Source organism: Streptomyces griseicoloratus (assembly GCF_014534645.1).
In the GTDB taxonomy this organism is placed as follows: domain Bacteria; phylum Actinomycetota; class Actinomycetes; order Streptomycetales; family Streptomycetaceae; genus Streptomyces; species Streptomyces griseicoloratus.
In genome coordinates, this window is record NZ_JACVQF010000025.1 from 16,905 (window position 1) to 33,062 (window position 16,158).

Below are 16,158 nucleotides of genomic sequence, written 5' to 3' on the forward strand. Positions count from 1 at the left end.
CGCCAGGGCGCCAACCCGCCACCTCCCGTCAACTCCCCTGCAACACAAGCCCCCTGAGACTCTTCGCAGCACTCTACGAAGAGAGGCGTGGATGAGCAGAGGACCAGTCAGACGCGGGGCGACCCTCCTGTCGGCCGGGCTTGTGATCGCGCTGTTGCCGGCCGGTCCGGCGGCGACGGCGCAGGAGGCTCCCGCCGGGAAGCGCACCCAGGCAGACACCCGTACCGTCACCCTGGTCACCGGCGACCGGGTGACCGTCACCGACCTCGGCGGCGGCCGGAAGACCGTCACCGTCGAGCGGCCCGAGGGCGCCACCGGCACCGTACGCACCCGCAACGCCAACGGCGCGCTCAGCGTCGTACCCGACGAGGCCCTGCCCTACCTGCGCAACGGCACCCTCGACGAACGGCTCTTCGACGTCGGGGAGTTGCTCCGCCAGGGCCTCGCCGACACCGAGACCGGCGAACTGCCGCTGATCATGACGTACGACAAGGGCGCGAAGGCCGCCACACCGAGGGGCGCCGAGCGGACACGGGCGCTGCCCAGTGTGCGCGGGGCCGCCGTCGAGGCCGACAAGGGGCGGGCCTTCTGGCAGGCGTTCACCCGGCAGGACGGCATCGACGGCGTGTGGCTCGACGGACGCGTCAGCGCCGACATGGCCGAGAGCAACGCGCAGATCGGCACGCCCGAAGCGTGGCAGGCCGGGCTGACCGGCAAGGGCGTCACGGTCGCCGTCCTCGACTCGGGCGTGGACGCCGGCCACCCCGACCTCGACGGGCGGATCGCACAGAGCCGGAGCTTCATCGCGGGCGAGGAGGTCGACGACCGCCACGGACACGGCACGCACGTCACCTCCACGGTCGGCGGCAGCGGTGCCGCCTCCGACGGCAAGGAGAAGGGTGTCGCGCCGGGTGCCACGCTCGCCGTCGGCAAGGTACTGAACGACCAGGGCTCGGGCAGCGAGTCGGAGATCATCGCCGGCATGGAGTGGGCCGCCCGGGACGTGGGCGCCGACATCGTCTCGATGAGTCTCGGTTCGACCGAGCCCAGCGACGGCACCGATCCGATGGCACAGGCCGTGAACACCCTGTCCCGCGAGACCGGCGCGCTGTTCGTCATCGCCGCCGGCAACACCGGTGCCCCGTCCTCCATCGGCTCGCCCGGCGCCGCCGACGCCGCCCTCACCGTGGGGGCCGTCGACTCCGCCGACGAGGCCGCCTGGTTCACCAGCGCCGGACCCCGCTACGGGGACAACGCGCTCAAGCCCGACCTGTCCGCGCCCGGCGTCGGCATCCTCGCCGCCCGGTCCCGGCTCAGCGAGGGCAGCGGCGACTACACCTCCATGGACGGTACGTCGATGGCGACGCCGCACGTCGCCGGCGTGGCCGCCCTGCTCGCCGAGCAGCACCCCGACTGGACCGGCGCGCAGCTCAAGGACGCGCTGATGTCGACGTCGAAGCGGCTCGACGCCTCCGCCTACCGGCTGGGCGCGGGCCGGCTCAGCGTGCCCTCGGCCATCGCCGCCGAGGTCACCGCCACCGGCAGCGCCGACCTGGGCTTCCACTCCTGGCCCTACGACGGCAACAAGCCGGTCACCAGGACCGTCACCTACACCAACGCCTCCGACGCGGACGTCGAGCTGAGCCTGTCGGTGCAGGGCGCGCCCGAGGGCGTCGCCACCCTCGCCGACACCACGCTCACCGTGCCCGCGCACGGCACCGCCTCGACGACCGTCACCGGCGACGGGGCGAAGGCGCCGGTCGGCACCACCAGCGGGCAGATCGTCGCCTCGGCCGGCGGCACCCCCGTCGCGCACACGGCGTTCGGGCTGGTGAAGGAGGAGGAGCGGTACACGCTCACCGTGCACGTCAAGGACCGGGCGGGCGAAGCCACCCCCGCCGACCTGGTGGTCCAGCAGCTCGCCGAGGGCGTCGACCCCGTCCCCGCGCACGTCGGCGACTCCGGCACCCTGAAGCTCAGGCTGGCGCCCGGGACGTACAGCCTGACCTCCTTCCTCGACGTGCGCGGCAGCCACGGCGCCGACTCGCTCGGGCTCGGCTTCCTCGCGGCACCCGAGGTCGTCCTGGACCGGGACCGCGAGGTCACCCTCGACGGCCGGAAGCTGCGCGAGATCAGCGCGGACACCGGCCGGCGAACCGAGACCCGGCAACTGCTCATGGAGTACGACCGCAGCGCGAACGGGTCCGACCTGTTCGGCGCGGTCCAGGTGCCGCTGACGTACGACAGCGTCTTCGCCGCGCCCACCGGGAAGGTCACCGAGGGCGACTTCGAGTACCGGACCGTGTGGCGGCTCGGCAAGCCGCTGCTGGAGGTCAAGGGGATCGGTGAGGCGGTGGTCCAGCCGGGCGGCACCCTGGTCGAGGGGCGCGGCCGGCTTCCGCTGGTCGACGTCGGCGACGGCCCGTTCACCGGGGTGAGGGGCAAGGCGGTCCTCGCCCGCCTCACCGAGGGCACCGACCCGGCCGCCCTCGCCCAGGCCGCCCAGGACGCGGGGGCGAAGGCCCTGTTCGTCACCGACGACGCGCCCGGCCGGCTGATGGCGTGGTGGGGCACGGACGACAACGCCGACCGGCCCGTGCAGATCGCCACGGTCTCCGCCGCCGACGCGGCCCGGCTGCGTGCGGCCGGCCGGGTCGACATGACCGGCACGCGCAACACGCCGTACGTCTACGACCTGTCGGAGGGGCACCCCGGCGCGATTCCCGACCGGGACCTGACCTACGAGCCCGGCCGGCGCGACCTGGCCGCCGTGCACACGAAGTACCACGGTGCCGAGCCGTCGAGCGGGGGCGAGTTCCGTTACTCGATCACCGGCACCTTCCCCATAGGCGTCGGCTTCAAGGAGCGGATCGACTACCCCGTCGAGCGGACCGAGTACGTGTCGACCGGGCCCGGTCAGCTGTGGCACGAGTCGGTGGACTCCGCCGGCGGCGCGCTGGAGGAGCGCGGCGGGCTGGTCCGGTACGAGGGCGGCTCGCGTCCGGAGCTGAACTGGTTCAAGCCCGTGTGGCACCCGTGGCTCGGCACCGGGCTCGGCTGGGGTCAGCAGCGGGCCGGCAACCGGCTCCAGTTCAACGCCCCCGGCTGGGGCGACTCCGGCCCCGACCACACCGGCTTCGGCGACGTGTGGAGCGAGGACAGCGGCATGTCCCAGACCACGGCCGTGTACCTGGACGGTGAACTGGTCGACGAGCGCAGGAGTTCCGCCGCCTACGTGTGGGAAGCGCCCGCCGACGAGCACACCTACCGGCTCGTCACCGACACCGCGCTGGACGCCGGCCGCTGGGGGCTCGGGACAAAGGGCCACGCCGAGTGGACCTTCCGGTCGGCGGCCACGCCCGAGGACCGCTGGACCTTCCTGCCCCTGCTCAACCTGTCCTTCGACGTCGACACCGACCTCGCGGGCGAGGTGCGCGGCGGCCGCCAGGTGCCGGTCGGGATCGGAGCGGAGTACGTGGTGGGCGCCCCGGACACCGGGACGATCGGCGGCGGGAAGCTCGACGTGTCCTACGACGGCGGCGAGTCGTGGCAGCCGGTGAAGCTCCGCGACGGCGACGGCGCGTCCTGGCGCGGCACGCTGAGCGTGCCCCGCGGCGCCGAGCACGTCTCGCTGCGGGCCTCGGCGCGCGACGACCGGGGCGGCTCGGTGACGCAGGAGATCGTCCGGGCCGTGGGCGTCCGGTAGCACGCGGACGGCGCCGCCTCCCTGGGACGGGGAGGCGGCGCCGTCGTCTTCCCTCGGACCGTCAGACCAGCCAGCCGACGAAGTGGACGAGGCCGGCGAGGATGTCGGTGAGAAGGTTCATGATCGTGCTTTCTCCTTGCGTGTTGCCTGTGTGGGACCTGCGCGGCAACTACGGTCTGCAGCCCGTCGCTTGCGCATCGTAAGTATCCCGTGTCACGCGGGTACCGTTCGATCTCAGGAGCGACGATCACCTGTTCCAGGGAACAACTGCTCCCCTGTTCGGATCGTCCGGATCACGGCCAGTCGCGCACCACGCCCAGCTCGGCCAAGTCCTGTGGGCGCAGCCGCAGTTGGGCGGCGGTCTCCTCGGTCTCCTCCGGCGGGCGTTTGAGTATCGCCGCCGCGAGCTCCGGCGCGATGACGGAGAAGTAGCTGTCCGGCGTGGCCCAGGTCCTGCCCGGCGCGGCCAGCGCCAACGCGCCGCCCGAGCCGCCCTCGCCGATCACCAGCGTGGTGACGGGGGTGCGCACCGAGGCGAGCACACCGAACAGCTCGGCGATCGCCGTCCCCACGCCCTGCCGCTCCGCCTCCGCGTCGTTCGCCGCACCCGGCGTGTCCACCAGGGTCAGCACCGGGATCCCGAGCCGGTCCGCGAGGCGGATCAGCCGGGCGGCGGTGCGGTACCCGGCGGGCCGGGTCGCCGTCCCGGTCTGGGCCGCGTACGCCACCGTCCGCCCCTCGTGCTCGCCGAACCCGCACAGCATGCCGTCCGGATCGGTGCCGCCCGCGCGGTCGCCGCAGAGGGCGACGCGGTGGGTGAAGTAGGCGTCCAGGTAGGCCCGGGCGCGCGGGCGTTCGGGGGACCGGGCCCGCCGGACCGCGTCCCACCCGGTGGCCGGCGGCCCGGTCGCGCCGAGCGGCTCCGGCACGGGCGCCGGGTCGCTCGACGGCGCCGTCAGCAGCCGCAGCCACCGCCCCAGCGTCCCGCGCAGCTGTGCCGGCGGCACCACGGCGTCCGCCGAGCCCGCCGCCACCTGCGCCTCGGCCGTGTACGCCGCCGGGTCGGCGTCGGCGGGCCGGACCCGGGAACCGGCGAAGCCGACCTGGGCGCCGGGCAGGGCGAGGACGACGTCGGCGCCCGCGCCCAGCGTGGCCCAGCCGCCCCCGGTGGCCGGATCCCGCAGCACGGCGATCTGCGCCAGCCCGGCATCCCGGGTGAGCACCGACTGCCGCGCCACCCGCTGGAGCTGGGTCAGCGCGAGCATCCCCTCCTGCATCCGGCTGCCGCCGGTGGCGACCAGCGGCACGACCGGCAGCCGGCGGGCGCGGGCATGGGTGTACGCCGCCTCCAGCCGGTCGCCCGTGTGCTGCCCCAGCGAGCCGCCGAGGAACCCGAACTCGAACGCGATCAGCACGGCCCGGGTGCCGTCCACGGTGCCGGTCCCGCAGACCACGGATTCCGTCTCGCCCGTGCGCTCGGTGGCGCGGGCGCGCGCGGCGTCGTAGCCGTCCCAGCCGAGCGGTCCGTCGGGTCCGGACTCCCGTGGCGGGTGGGGGAGTTCGGTGAAGTCGTCGGTCAGGAGGGCCAGGAACTCCCGTGCGGACAGCCGCTCAGCCATCGCCCAGCGCCCGCTTCATGATCTTCCCCATGTCGTTGCGGGGGAGGGCGTCGAGGTGGCGGACGACGCGGGGCCGCTTGTGCGGGGCGAGGCGGCTCGCGACGTGGTCGGCCAACTCGTCGAGGCCGGGCGGCGTGTGCGGATCGGCGGGCACGATCCACGCCACGATCCGCTCGCCCAGATCGGCGTCCGGCTCACCGGTCACGGCCGCCTCGCGCACCCCCGGGTGCTCCAGCAGCGCGTTCTCGATCTCCCCGGCGCCGATCTTGTAGCCGCCGCTCTTGATCAGGTCGGTGGCCTTGCGGCCGACGATGCGGACGTAGCCGTCGGGGTCGCGCACCGCCATGTCGCCCGTGCGGAAGAAGCCGTCCTCGGTGAAGGCGGCGGCGGTGGCGTCGGGCCGGTTGAGGTACTCGGTGAACAGGTTCGGGCCGCGCACCTGGATCTCGCCGACGCTCTCCCCGTCCCACGAGGCGATCGGCGAACCGTCCTCCTCCACCAGCCGCAGCTCGACCCCCGGCAGCGGCACGCCCACGGTCCCGGCGCGCGGCTCGCCGTCCGCCCGCACGCTGGTGTTCATCAGCGTCTCCGTCATGCCGTACCGCTCGATCACCCGCCGGCCGGTCGCGGCGGCGATCCGCTCGTGGTCGTGCACCGGCAGCGCGGCGGAGCCGGAGACCAGCAGCCGCGCCCCGGCGAGCGCCTTCACCAGCTCCGGGTCGCCGGGCAGGGCCTCGGCGATGCGGTGGTACATGGTCGGCACGCCGAAGAGCATGGTGGCGCCGCCGTTCAGCTCGCGCGCGACGCCCTCCGTGCCGAACCGCTCCAGGTGCCGCACCGACCCGCCGCGCCGCAGCGGACCGAGGACGCCGAGCACCAGCCCGTGCACGTGGAACAGCGGCAGCCCGTGCACCAGCACGTCGTCGCCGGTCCACTGCCAGGCGTCGGCGAGCGCGTCCAGGGTGGAGGCGACCGCGCGGCGGGGGATGACGGCGCCCTTGGGCGGACCGGTGGTGCCGGAGGTGTAGACGACCAGGGCCGGGTCGCCGTCGGCGCCGCCCTCGGGCGCGGGTGCGGGGCCGGCCGCCCGTACGTCGACGTCCACGCGCTCCAGGCCCCGCACCGGGCCGGGGAGTTCGTCGCCGGGCGCGGCCAGCACCAGGGCCGGGGCGCTGTCGGACAGGATGTGCCCGAGCTCCTTCTCGCCCGACCTCGGGTTGAGCGGTACGGCGGCGACCCCGGCGAGCAGCGCGCCCATGACCGCGACGGCCGTCTCCAGCGCCGGGGTCGCCCACACGGCCACCCGCCCGGCCCCGCGCACCCGCTCACCGACGGCCCCGGCCGCCGCCGCGAGCTCCGCGTAGGTCAGGGACCGGTCACCGAACCGCAGGGCGACCTTCTCATCCGGACCGGCCGTGAGGGCCGGGAAGAGGGAGGACACGTGGCGCACTCCTTGGGCTGGGGAAACAGCGTCCCCCCGTTCCTACACCAGCGCCCGCCGCCCCGGCTGCCGGGTCCGTCAGGCGGCCGCCTCCACCACGTCGGCCACCACACAGCTGACGTTGTCCGGACCGCCGGCGGCGTTGGCCGCGTCGACCAGCGACCGCACGGCCCGGTCGGGGGCCGGGGCGGCGGCGAGGAGGCCGTGGACGCGGTCCTCGGCAACCACGGCGGACAGGCCGTCGGAGCACAGCAGGTAGCGGTCGCCGGGAAGGGCGTCGTGCAGCCGCAGGTCCGGATGCGCACCCGGACCGCTGCCCGTCAGGGCCTTCAGCAGCATCGCCCGCTGCGGATGGGCCCCGGCCTCCTCCGGGGTCAGCCGCCCCTCGTCGATCATCGACTGGACCACCGTGTGGTCGTGGGTGATCCGGAACAGCTCCCCGTCGCGCAGCAGATACGCCCGTGAGTCGCCGATGTGCACCAGCGCCAGCCGCGACCCCGTCCACAGCAACGCGGTCAGCGTGGTGCCGGCCTCCTCGCTGCCGTCCGCCGCGTCCCGCACCGCCTGGGCCGCGCCCCGCACGGCGTCCTCCAGCAGGTTCAGCACCCCGCCCGCCGGCATCTCCTCGGTGTCCAGGTGCCTGAGCGCCTCCACGGCGGCGCCGCTCGCGGGCCCGCCCGCCGGTCCGAACCCGTCGGCCACGGCGAGCAGCCGCGCGCCCGCGTACGCGGTGTCCTGGTTGGCGGGGCGGACGCGGCCCGGGTCCGAGTGGGCGAAGTAGCGCAGTTCCAGCATGGCGGGATCCTTCCTCTGTTCCTCCGTCAGGTGGCCGGCCGTCAGGTGGTCGACCAGGAACGCGGCGAGGTCCCGGCGCACCGCCGTCTCCCGCTCGACGCGCGCCCAGTAGGCGCGGATCTCCCGGGCGGCGGACGCGTGGTCGAGGGCGCACACCCGGCGGATCCCGGCCAGCGGCATCCCCAGCCGTCGCAGCCAGGCCACCAGGCGCGCCTGCTCCAGCTGCCCGGCCGCGTAGTAGCGGTAGCCGGTGTCCGGGTCCACCCGGGCCGGGCGCAGCAGCTCCAGCTCGTCGTACAGGCGCAGTGCCTTGGGTGTCAGCCGGCAGGCGCGGGCGAACGCGCCGATCGTCAGCATGCCCTCGCGCATCTCGCACTCCCCTCCGTTCCCGCCCCCGATGCTGTGGGTTCACCAAAGGTGAAGGTCAAGCGGCCTGTTCGGGTTGCGTCCGTGCTTGTTAGCCTGCCGAACGTCACACAGCCGTACGAGAATGTCGTACAGCCGTACGAGGAGGAAGCGCGCCGTGCCCCGCATCGCACTCGTCACCTGCCGGCCCGGGCCGCAGGTCAGCACCGACCGCGATCTGCCGGTGCTGGTGCGGGCGCTGGAGGAGGCCGGGGCGCGGGCGTCGGCGGAGGCGTGGGACGACCCCGAGGTGGACTGGGCCGGATTCGACCTCGCGCTGATCCGCTCGACCTGGGACTACAGCTGGCGGGCGGCCGAGTTCACCGCGTGGGCCGAGCGGTGCGGCAAGGTCACGCGGCTGGCCAACCCGGCCGAGGTCGTGCGCTGGAACACCGACAAGCGCTACCTCGGGGACCTCGCGGCGGCCGGCGTGCCCACCGTCCCCACCCGGTACGCGGCCCCCGGCGAGAGCGCCGTCCTCCCCGACGGCCACGAGTACGTGATCAAGCCGGCCTCGGGCGCCGGCGCCCGTTTCGCCGCCCGCTACACGCCCGGCGAGCACGCCAGGGCCGTACGGCAGCTGGAGCGGATGCACGCCGAGGGCCTCACGGCGATGGTGCAGCCGTACGTGCGGGGCGTCGACACGGCGGGGGAGCGGGCGCTGCAGTTCTTCGGCGGGCGCCTGCTGCACGCCAGCCGCAAGGGTGCCGTCCTCACGCCGGGGACGCCGTACGACGAGCGGAAGGTGGCGCATCCCGGGCTGGAGCCGTGGACTCCGGCCCCGGCCGAACGCGCCGTCGCCGAACGTGCGCTGGCCGCCGTGCCCCACGCGGCCGGGCTGCTGTACGCCCGCGTCGACCTGGTGGACGGCGAGGACGGGCGGCCGCAGGTGATGGAGCTGGAACTGGTCGAGCCGAACCTGTTCCTCTTCCTGCACCCCGGCTCGATGCCGCGCGTCGTCGAGGCCGTCCTCGCGGCGGCCGGCTAGCCGCCGACCGCCGTCCGCTGCAGCAGCCCCCAGGTGAACTCGGCGACGACCTCGCGCCGTACCCCGTCCGCGTCCGGTGCCGTGAAGGCCAGTCCCCAGCGGGTGGGCGCCGAGCCCTGGAGCGGGCGGGCGGGGGCGAAGGCGCGGGCCGCCTCGTCGACCGTGCAGGACCAGGGCGCGAGGTCGTCGAGGGTGCGCAGTTCGGGGCCCTGGGCGCCGGGGGCGCGGACCAGCCACTCGTTCCAGACGGCGCCGTTCGCGGCGACGAGCACCTCGAAGCGCAGGTCGGGCCAGAGGGGGACCCGCCACTGCCGGGCCTCGCACTCCAGGTCGCCGATCCTGCGCGGGGCCACGGACTCGGGCTCGCCCAGGACGGAACGGTAGCGGGACGCGGCCGAGCGGGCCCGCGGCGAGCGGATCATGGCCTGCCAGCGCCTGTTCGCCTCCCGCATGTCCGTGATCGAGGCGCCCAGCGTGCGGCGGGCGTCCTCCACCAGGTCCGGATTGTGGTCGGCCATGCGGCGCAGCAGCACCAGCTGGAAGTCGAGCGGCGTGAAGGGGCTGGCGGGGCGCTGTCCGGACGGCATGGGACCCATCGTCGGGCAGCGGACCCGGTGTGACCAGCCGGAGTACCGGCGGCTCGCGCCGAGCCCATTGCCCGGGCAAACTCAGTATGAGTAGCCTGTGTTCGCCATTCCGATCGCCTGTTGATATCTCGAACAGCGGGGTATCGCGCACACAGGCGCCTGAGACACCTAGGGAGGGGGCCGGACATGGGACGCCTCGTACCAGCCGTGACCCGGGCTCTCGACATACTGGAGCTCTTCCTCGACGGGGACGGCACGCTCTCCGCCCCCGACATCGTGCGCCGGCTCCAGCTGCCGCGCACCACCGTGCACGAGCTGGTCACCACGCTCGCCGCCCGCAAGTACATCGTCCCCCTGCCCGGCCAGCCGGGACGCTACCGGCTCGGCGTACGCCCGTACCAGCTCGGCGCCCGCTACGCCGAGCACCTCGACCTCGCCGCCGAGGGCCAGCAGGTCGCCCGGTCCGTCGCCGAGACCTGCGACGAGACCGTGCACGTGGCGATCCTGGAGGACACCGACGTCATCTACATCGCCAAGGTCGACTCCACGCACGCCGTGCGCATGGTCTCCGCGGCCGGCCGCCGGCTGCCCGCCCACTGCACCTCCGTCGGCAAGATGCTGCTGGCCTCCCTCCCCGAGAAGGAGCTGGCCGCCCGCGTCCCCGACGACGCCGAGCTGGTCGCCATGACCCCCAACAGCATCACCGACCCGGCCGACCTGCGCGAGGCCCTTGCCGGGATCCGTGAGCGCGGCATCGCGGTGGAGAGCCGCGAGTCCAATCCGGACGTCTCCTGCGTGGCCGCCCCGGTCCGCGACCGGACCGGCCAGGTCGTCGCCGCGCTGTCCATCTCCGTGCCCATGATCCGCTGGTGCGAGGACCGCCTCACCGAGCTGGAGGAACTCGCCGTGAAGGGCGCGGCCGACCTGTCCGAGCGGCTCGGTTACCGGAGGGTGTCATGACCTGTGAGGTGGCGGTACGGGCGGAAGCGGCCCTCGGCGAGGGCCCGACCTGGGACGCGGAGGCCGGCCGGCTGCTCTGGGTCGACATCCTGGGCTCCCGGGTGCACACCTTCGACCCGGCCTCCGGGCGCCGGACGGTGCGGACGACCGAGCAGCACGTGGGCGCCGCCAAGCCGCGCGCGGGCGGCGGCCTGGTCCTCAACCTGCGGGACGGCATCGGCCTGCTGGACCCCGACGACTCTTTCCGCTGGCTGCACCGGGAGACCGTGCCGGGCCGCCGCGCCAACGACGCCGCCGTCGCCCCCGACGGCAGCCTGTGGGCCGGCACCATGCGCTACGACGAGGCCCCCGGCGGCGGCACGCTGTCCCGGGTCACCGGCGAGGGGACCGTCGAGACGGTGCTGGACGACGTGGCGGTCAGCAACGGCACCGGCTGGAGCCCCGACGGACGGCTGATGTACTACATCGACTCCCCGACCCGCCGCATCGACGTCTTCGCCTACGACGCCGACGCCGGGCGGATCGGCGACCGCCGCCCGCTGGCCGGGATCGAGGACGGCGCCGGCTTCCCCGACGGCCTGACCGTCGACGCCGACGGCTGTGTGTGGGTCGCCCTCTGGGACGGTGCCGCGATCCGCCGGTACACGCCCGACGGCACGCTCGACCGCGTGATCGAGCTCCCGGTCCCGCGCGTGACGGCGTGCGCCTTCGGCGGGGCGGACCTGACCGACCTGTACGTCACCACGGCCCGGACCGGCCTCGACGCCCCCCACCCGCTCTCCGGCTCGCTGCTGGTCCTGCCGGACGCGGGTCAGGGCCTGCCACAGCCCGCGTTCAGGGGCTGACACGCCGGTCCGGCCGCCGGGCATCCGCGACCTGACGCACCGGTCCACTGGCCCCGCGCTCACGAGCCGACGCACGGGCGCCCGCCCGGCAGCCGGTGCACGAGCGCGGAGCCGACGTGCGCGCGTGGGGCTCATGGGCGCGCCCAAGAGTGGGTGCGCCGGGCGTCGGTGTGCGTGCGCGCGGCCTGGCGGGCAGGCGGCCGGCGCGTGGGTGTGGCCGGCGTGCGCAGGCGTGGCCGGTTGTGTGCTCAGAGCGGGTGCGGGTGCGCATGGCCGGTGGGCGTCCGCGGGGCCCGGTGGGCGTTCGTGGGGCCGGTGGGCCGGCGCCGGTACGCGCGCGGAGCCGGCGGGCGTGGGCCGGGCCGGATGCCGGCCCGGCCGTCGGTGGCTGCCTCCGGTTCCGGGCCGGCCGGCGGGGTCCGTGTCAGGTGCCGACGTGGTCCAGGGTGCGCAGGATTTCCCGCTCGCGTGGTGTCAGTGGTGGTTCGGCGGCCGGGGGCAGTGGGGGGCCGGCGAGGGTGGCCAGCAGGGCGTCCGGGCGCAGGAGGCGCCCGGGTCCGGTCCGCATGCTCGTCACCTCCCACAGCGCGGCGGCCGCGGTGTGGGACCCGGTCGCCGCCCTCGTCAGGCGGCGCGTGTACGCGGCGACGACGTGGTCGGCGGCGCCCGGCCGCCCCCCGCGCGTCCCCGGGTACATGACGTCCTGGCTGACGGCCATCGCCCAGGCCGCGTCGACCGGCCGGGCGGCCCCCCGCTGCACCCTGCGGGCCAGTCCGGGCGCGCCGGCGCCGCCCCTGCGCAGCTCGCGGGCGAGGACCCGGGCGCCGAGCGCGGCCACCGACATGCCCTGCCCGTAGGCGGGGTTGAAGGTGGCCAGGGCGTCACCGAGGACGACGAACCCCTCGGGCCACCGCCGGGCCTTCTCGGCGTAGCGCCGGACGTTGCTGGTGCTGCGGCTGACGTGCACGTCGGTGAGCGGCTCGGCGCCGGAGATCAGCCGGCCCACGATGGGGTTCGGCAGGCCGAGCGTGTACCGCAGGAAGCCCTCCGGGTCGGCCGGCGGCTCGCCGCCCCGGGTGCCGGCCAGGCTGACCATCCAGCGGTCGCCCTCGATCGGCAGCACCATGCCGCTGCGGCCGGGCCGGGAGGCGTACGGGTCGGCCTGTACGACGGTCAGCGGGAACCGCTCGGCGCCCCGGGGCACCCGGTACACGCGGGTGGCGTTGACCAGACCGGAGTCCACGGTCCGCTCGCGCACGCCGGACACCCCGAGCGCCCCCAGCCAGTGCAGGACGCGGGAGCCGCGCCCGCTCGCGTCCACGACCAGGACGGCGTCGAGATCCTCCTCGCGGGACGACCCGGACCCGTACCCGGCCGCGACGCGGACGCCCGTGACCCGTCCCGGACCGCCCGTCAGCCCCCGCACGTCGCCCTTGCGCACGGTGACGCCGGTGCGGGCGAGGACGGCCTCCCGCACGGCCCAGTCCAGCAGCGCCCGGCTGCACGTGAACATGCGGGGTCCCTCGTGGCGCCAGCGCCGGAACCAGCCCTCCGAGGTCCACGCCACCATGCCCGAACTGAGCGATATCTCGTGCGCCCCGGCGGCCAGCAGATGTGCGCGCATGTCCACGCCCGGCACCAGCTCGTCCATGGCGGCCAGACCCCCGGCCATGAGCAGGTGCGCGTGGCGTCCCTGCGGCAGGCCCCGCCGGTGCTCCGGCCCGTCGGGGAGCTCGTCGCGCTCCAGCACGACCACCTCGTCGACGGCGGAGGACAGCGCCGCCGCGGCCAGCATGCCGGCCAGGCCGGCACCGATGACGACAGCTCTACGCGACATGGGTCTCCTCGGTTCAGCCAGGGGGTTCAGCCAGGTGTTCAGCCGTGGTTCCAGCCGTGGGCGGCCCTCACCGTACCTTCACCCACGGCGTCGGCGGCGGGCGTTCGGGCCAGGGCCTCGGCCAGCTCGACCAGCCCGCCGGTGCCGGACACCTCGGTGGCGTGCAGCCGGTGGCAGCTCGGGGTGTCCAGCGGCCCCTCGCGGGCGGCCGCCCGGCGGGCGGCGTCGGCGAGCATCGCCGCCTCCGCGGCCAGCCGGGCCTGGTGCGCGGTGCGGCCGGCGCGCAGGGCGGCGTCGCGGGCGCGTTCGCGCACCCGGTCGTCGAAGTACGGGGCCAGTGCCAGCAGGGCGTCGTGGATGGACACCTCCCGCCACTGGAGCCGTTCCCGCGGCGACTGCCACCAGGGGGCGGGCGGTTTCGGGGCGGTGTTCGACACGAACCGCAGCAGCGTCCACAGCGGCGCCAGCCTGCGGTAGTCGCCGAGCCCCCGCCACTGCGCGACGACGGCCGGCAGCAGGCGGGGCAGGACGAATCCGGCGGAACAGGTCAGCGCGCCGAGCGAGGCCATGTGCGGGGCGACGGAGGTGGACAGGAAGTCCAGGTCGTGCCCGCTCCAACGGGCGGCCACCGCCGTGTACTTGGTGGCCTGGAAGCCGACCACGTCCAGCAGCGAGCCGGTCAGGATCAGCCGCAGCCCGGTCCTGAGCAGGCCGGTGACCTCGCGGCCCCACTTGACGCACATGACGCACAGCACCACCGTCGCGGCGCTGTGCCCGGCCAGGTAGAGCAGGATCATCTCCCGCATGTAGGGAGTGCCGGCGTAGTAGGTGTCGAGGTCGGTGAGCCGCTCGGTGTCCGCGTCGGCCAGGGCGAACAGGACGACGACGGCGACGACGACCAGCGCGTAGGCGGCGACGGCACGCAGCACCAGGCGCCGCACCCGGTCCCGGGGACCACCGCGCCAGTTGATCAGCAGCACCACCAGCGAGCAGCTGTACGCCGAGAGCATGCCGTAGGTCAGGGGCGCGCCGAAGTTGGGGACGCCGGTGAGGTCGTTGACGGCGGCCAGCGTCAGCGGGGCCGAGCAGACGAAGACGAGGGCGCCGAGGACGATCGCCACGCAGGTGGACAGGGTGAGCGGGTCACGCAGGGCGGTCGCCGGCCGGCGCAGCAGCACCACGCAGGACAGCCCGAACACCACGGCTGCCACGTACACGACGAGACTCATGCCCGCTCCCTCCGCGCGCCCGGCGCCCGGTTCACCGGGAGCCCGTCGGGGTCGCGGCGCCGCGCTCCCGGGCGGCGGGGAGGGGGACGGCGCCGGCCAGGGCGTCGGCCACCCGTACCAGGGTGCCCGGCCCGGGCACCCGGACCGGTGTCCGGCCGGCCGGTTCGTGGCCCGTCGCGTACGGCCGCGGGGCGGCAGGCCCGTCCGCCTCCCGCCGCGTGGCGGCGGCGATGATGGCCGCCCAGGCGACGGCCTCGGCCTGCTCCGGGTCGCCCGTCTCGCGCAGTGCGGCCCGGCGGGTCCGCTCGTACAGGCCGGGGTCGAGGTGGGTGTCCAGGTGGCTCAGGGCGTTGTGGATGCTGGTCTGGCGCCACATCAGCCGGGTGGCGGGGGAGGCGAAGCGGGGCGCGGGCAGCCGCAGGCGGCGGCGGGTGAGGACGTCGTCCAGCGCGTGTTCCAGCGGGGCGAGCCGCAGGTAGGTCCGCCGGGCCCGCCGCCACTCCGTCAGGCGCGGCTCCACCAGGGGGATGAGGACCCCGGCGACCGTGGCGAGCGCGCCGAGTCCCGCGGCGCCCGGGGAGACGCCGGTGGCCAGCACCGACCAGTCCCGCCCGGTCCAGCGGGCGATCACGGCGACGAGCTTGGAGACGCTGTACCCGGCGCTGAACAGCGTGCCGATGCCCAGGACCGTCAGGCCGACCCGGAGCGGACCGCGCACCTGCCGGGCCCAGCGCAGCGAGGACACCGCGGTGACGCCGGCGGCGGCGAGGTGACCGACCAGGTACAGGACGATCATCTGGGAGATGAAGGGGGTCGTCGCGTAGTACGTGTCGAGGTCGGTGCGGCGCTCCACCGGGGCCTCGCCCAGCGCGAACGTGGCGGCGATGCCGACGACGACGCAGAGGTAGACGGCGATCCAGCGCCGGGCCACCCGGTGCACCGCGGGCCCGCCCCGCCAGTGGACGATCAGCACCTGGGAGGCGGCGCTGTACGCGGTGATCGACGCGTAGGTCAGCGGGGCCGCCAGATTGGGGACGCCGCCGAGCCGGTTGACGGCGCCGACCGTCGGCGGGGCGCCGAGGAAGAAGCACAGCCCGGCCAGGCCCAGCACCGCGCAGATGGAGCGCAGGTACGGGTCGCGGCGGTGGCGTATCAGGTCGGGTGCCTTCGCCGCCAGGACGAGCCAGAGCATGCCGCAGCTGACGTAGTTGACCAGGCCGTTCATCCGCGGTTCCCGCGGTAGTTGAGCGCGGCGCCGATACGTCCGGCCAGCCCCTGGGCATCGCCCCGGGGCGCGTACACGGAGTCCTCGGGGGCCTCCAGCCAGGTCCGCAGCCGGCGGCCCATCAGCATGCCGAAGCGGTCCGCCTCCTGTTCCTCGGCCAGGCTGAAGTCGGTGCGGGCCGCGACGGGGCGGGGGGTGCCGGAGGGGTCCGGCGCGGGCGCCGCGTCCGCGTCGCGGCGGTTCATGTGCCAGACCTCGTGGCAGAGGATCACGATCTGGTGCCACACGGCGGCACGCCGGTCGACCACGATGACGTCGTGGGTCTCGCCCTCCAGCCACAGGCCGCTGGCGGTGTGCGGCGGGAACGTCTCGCGGCGGACGACGATCTCACGGCCCCGCCACGCGGTGACGGACTCGACGAGCGCCTCGAACAGGACCTCGGGGTCCGCGGGGAGCGGCACCCGGATGGGGTCGATGAGCGCGTCGGCGAGGCGACGCATCTGCCTGCTCCTGCGCACTGT

At 75.1% G+C, this 16,158-nt stretch carries 12 protein-coding genes; 4 read left to right on the top strand and 8 right to left on the bottom strand.

Translation table 11 applies throughout. The annotated features are described in order from the left end of the window. The first annotated feature begins 91 nt into the window (after positions 1-91). On the top strand, positions 92-3,706 hold the full coding sequence (locus tag H0H10_RS00380) for a S8 family serine peptidase (protein ID WP_188178746.1): 3,615 nt from the start codon (positions 92-94) through the stop codon (positions 3,704-3,706). A 293-nt stretch (positions 3,707-3,999) separates the two neighbouring features. Here H0H10_RS00380 and H0H10_RS00385 read toward each other — a convergent pair whose 3' ends face one another. The 3 genes from H0H10_RS00385 to H0H10_RS00395 form a co-directional block, all read right to left on the bottom strand. Then, a complete protein-coding gene (locus H0H10_RS00385; protein WP_188178747.1) occupies positions 4,000-5,325 on the bottom strand; it encodes a carboxyl transferase domain-containing protein in 1,326 nt (441 codons plus the stop codon). Beyond that, the gene (locus H0H10_RS00390) at positions 5,318-6,766 is read right to left on the bottom strand and encodes an acyl-CoA synthetase (RefSeq protein WP_188178748.1); all 1,449 of its coding nucleotides are present in this window, start codon (positions 6,764-6,766) and stop codon (positions 5,318-5,320) included. The genes H0H10_RS00385 and H0H10_RS00390 overlap by 8 nt, the downstream gene beginning before the upstream one ends. Before the next feature lie 78 nt (positions 6,767-6,844). Beyond that, positions 6,845-7,930, bottom strand: coding sequence for a MerR family transcriptional regulator (locus H0H10_RS00395; protein ID WP_223179172.1), 1,086 nt, complete (start codon positions 7,928-7,930; stop codon positions 6,845-6,847). 154 nt (positions 7,931-8,084) lie between these two features. Here H0H10_RS00395 and H0H10_RS00400 point away from each other — a divergent pair, with 154 nt between their 5' ends. After that, on the top strand, positions 8,085-8,954 hold the full coding sequence (locus H0H10_RS00400) for an ATP-grasp domain-containing protein (RefSeq protein ID WP_188178749.1): 870 nt from the start codon (positions 8,085-8,087) through the stop codon (positions 8,952-8,954). Here the strand turns inward: H0H10_RS00400 and H0H10_RS00405 are convergent. Beyond that, positions 8,951-9,550, bottom strand: coding sequence for a hypothetical protein (locus tag H0H10_RS00405; protein ID WP_188178750.1), 600 nt, complete (start codon positions 9,548-9,550; stop codon positions 8,951-8,953). The two genes, H0H10_RS00400 and H0H10_RS00405, sit on opposite strands and share 4 nt — an antisense overlap. A 177-nt stretch (positions 9,551-9,727) precedes the next feature. On the opposite strand from H0H10_RS00405, the gene H0H10_RS00410 reads away from it, so the two are divergent. After that, positions 9,728-10,501: an IclR family transcriptional regulator gene (locus H0H10_RS00410; RefSeq protein ID WP_188178751.1), complete on the top strand. Its 774-nt coding sequence runs from the start codon at positions 9,728-9,730 to the stop codon at positions 10,499-10,501. Then, positions 10,498-11,346 (top strand): SMP-30/gluconolactonase/LRE family protein, encoded by an 849-nt coding sequence (locus H0H10_RS00415; RefSeq protein WP_188178752.1) that lies wholly within the window; start codon positions 10,498-10,500, stop codon positions 11,344-11,346. Before H0H10_RS00410 ends, H0H10_RS00415 begins: the two co-directional genes overlap by 4 nt. A gap of 424 nt (positions 11,347-11,770) precedes the next feature. Here H0H10_RS00415 and H0H10_RS00420 read toward each other — a convergent pair whose 3' ends face one another. Genes H0H10_RS00420 through H0H10_RS00435 form a run of 4 tightly spaced genes read right to left on the bottom strand, consistent with a single transcriptional unit; the run spans position 11,771 to position 16,137 of the window. Further along, positions 11,771-13,183: an NAD(P)/FAD-dependent oxidoreductase gene (locus H0H10_RS00420; protein ID WP_188178753.1), complete on the bottom strand. Its 1,413-nt coding sequence runs from the start codon at positions 13,181-13,183 to the stop codon at positions 11,771-11,773. 38 nt (positions 13,184-13,221) lie between these two features. Beyond that, positions 13,222-14,412, bottom strand: a complete 1,191-nt coding sequence (locus H0H10_RS00425) for an MAB_1171c family putative transporter (RefSeq protein ID WP_188178754.1) — start codon at positions 14,410-14,412, stop codon at positions 13,222-13,224. Between the two features lie 31 nt (positions 14,413-14,443). After that, a complete protein-coding gene (locus tag H0H10_RS00430; RefSeq protein WP_188178755.1) occupies positions 14,444-15,637 on the bottom strand; it encodes an MAB_1171c family putative transporter in 1,194 nt (397 codons plus the stop codon). Further along, positions 15,634-16,137 (bottom strand): toxin, encoded by a 504-nt coding sequence (locus H0H10_RS00435; protein WP_223179175.1) that lies wholly within the window; start codon positions 16,135-16,137, stop codon positions 15,634-15,636. The genes H0H10_RS00430 and H0H10_RS00435 overlap by 4 nt, the downstream gene beginning before the upstream one ends. Positions 16,138-16,158: the final 21 nt, after the last annotated feature.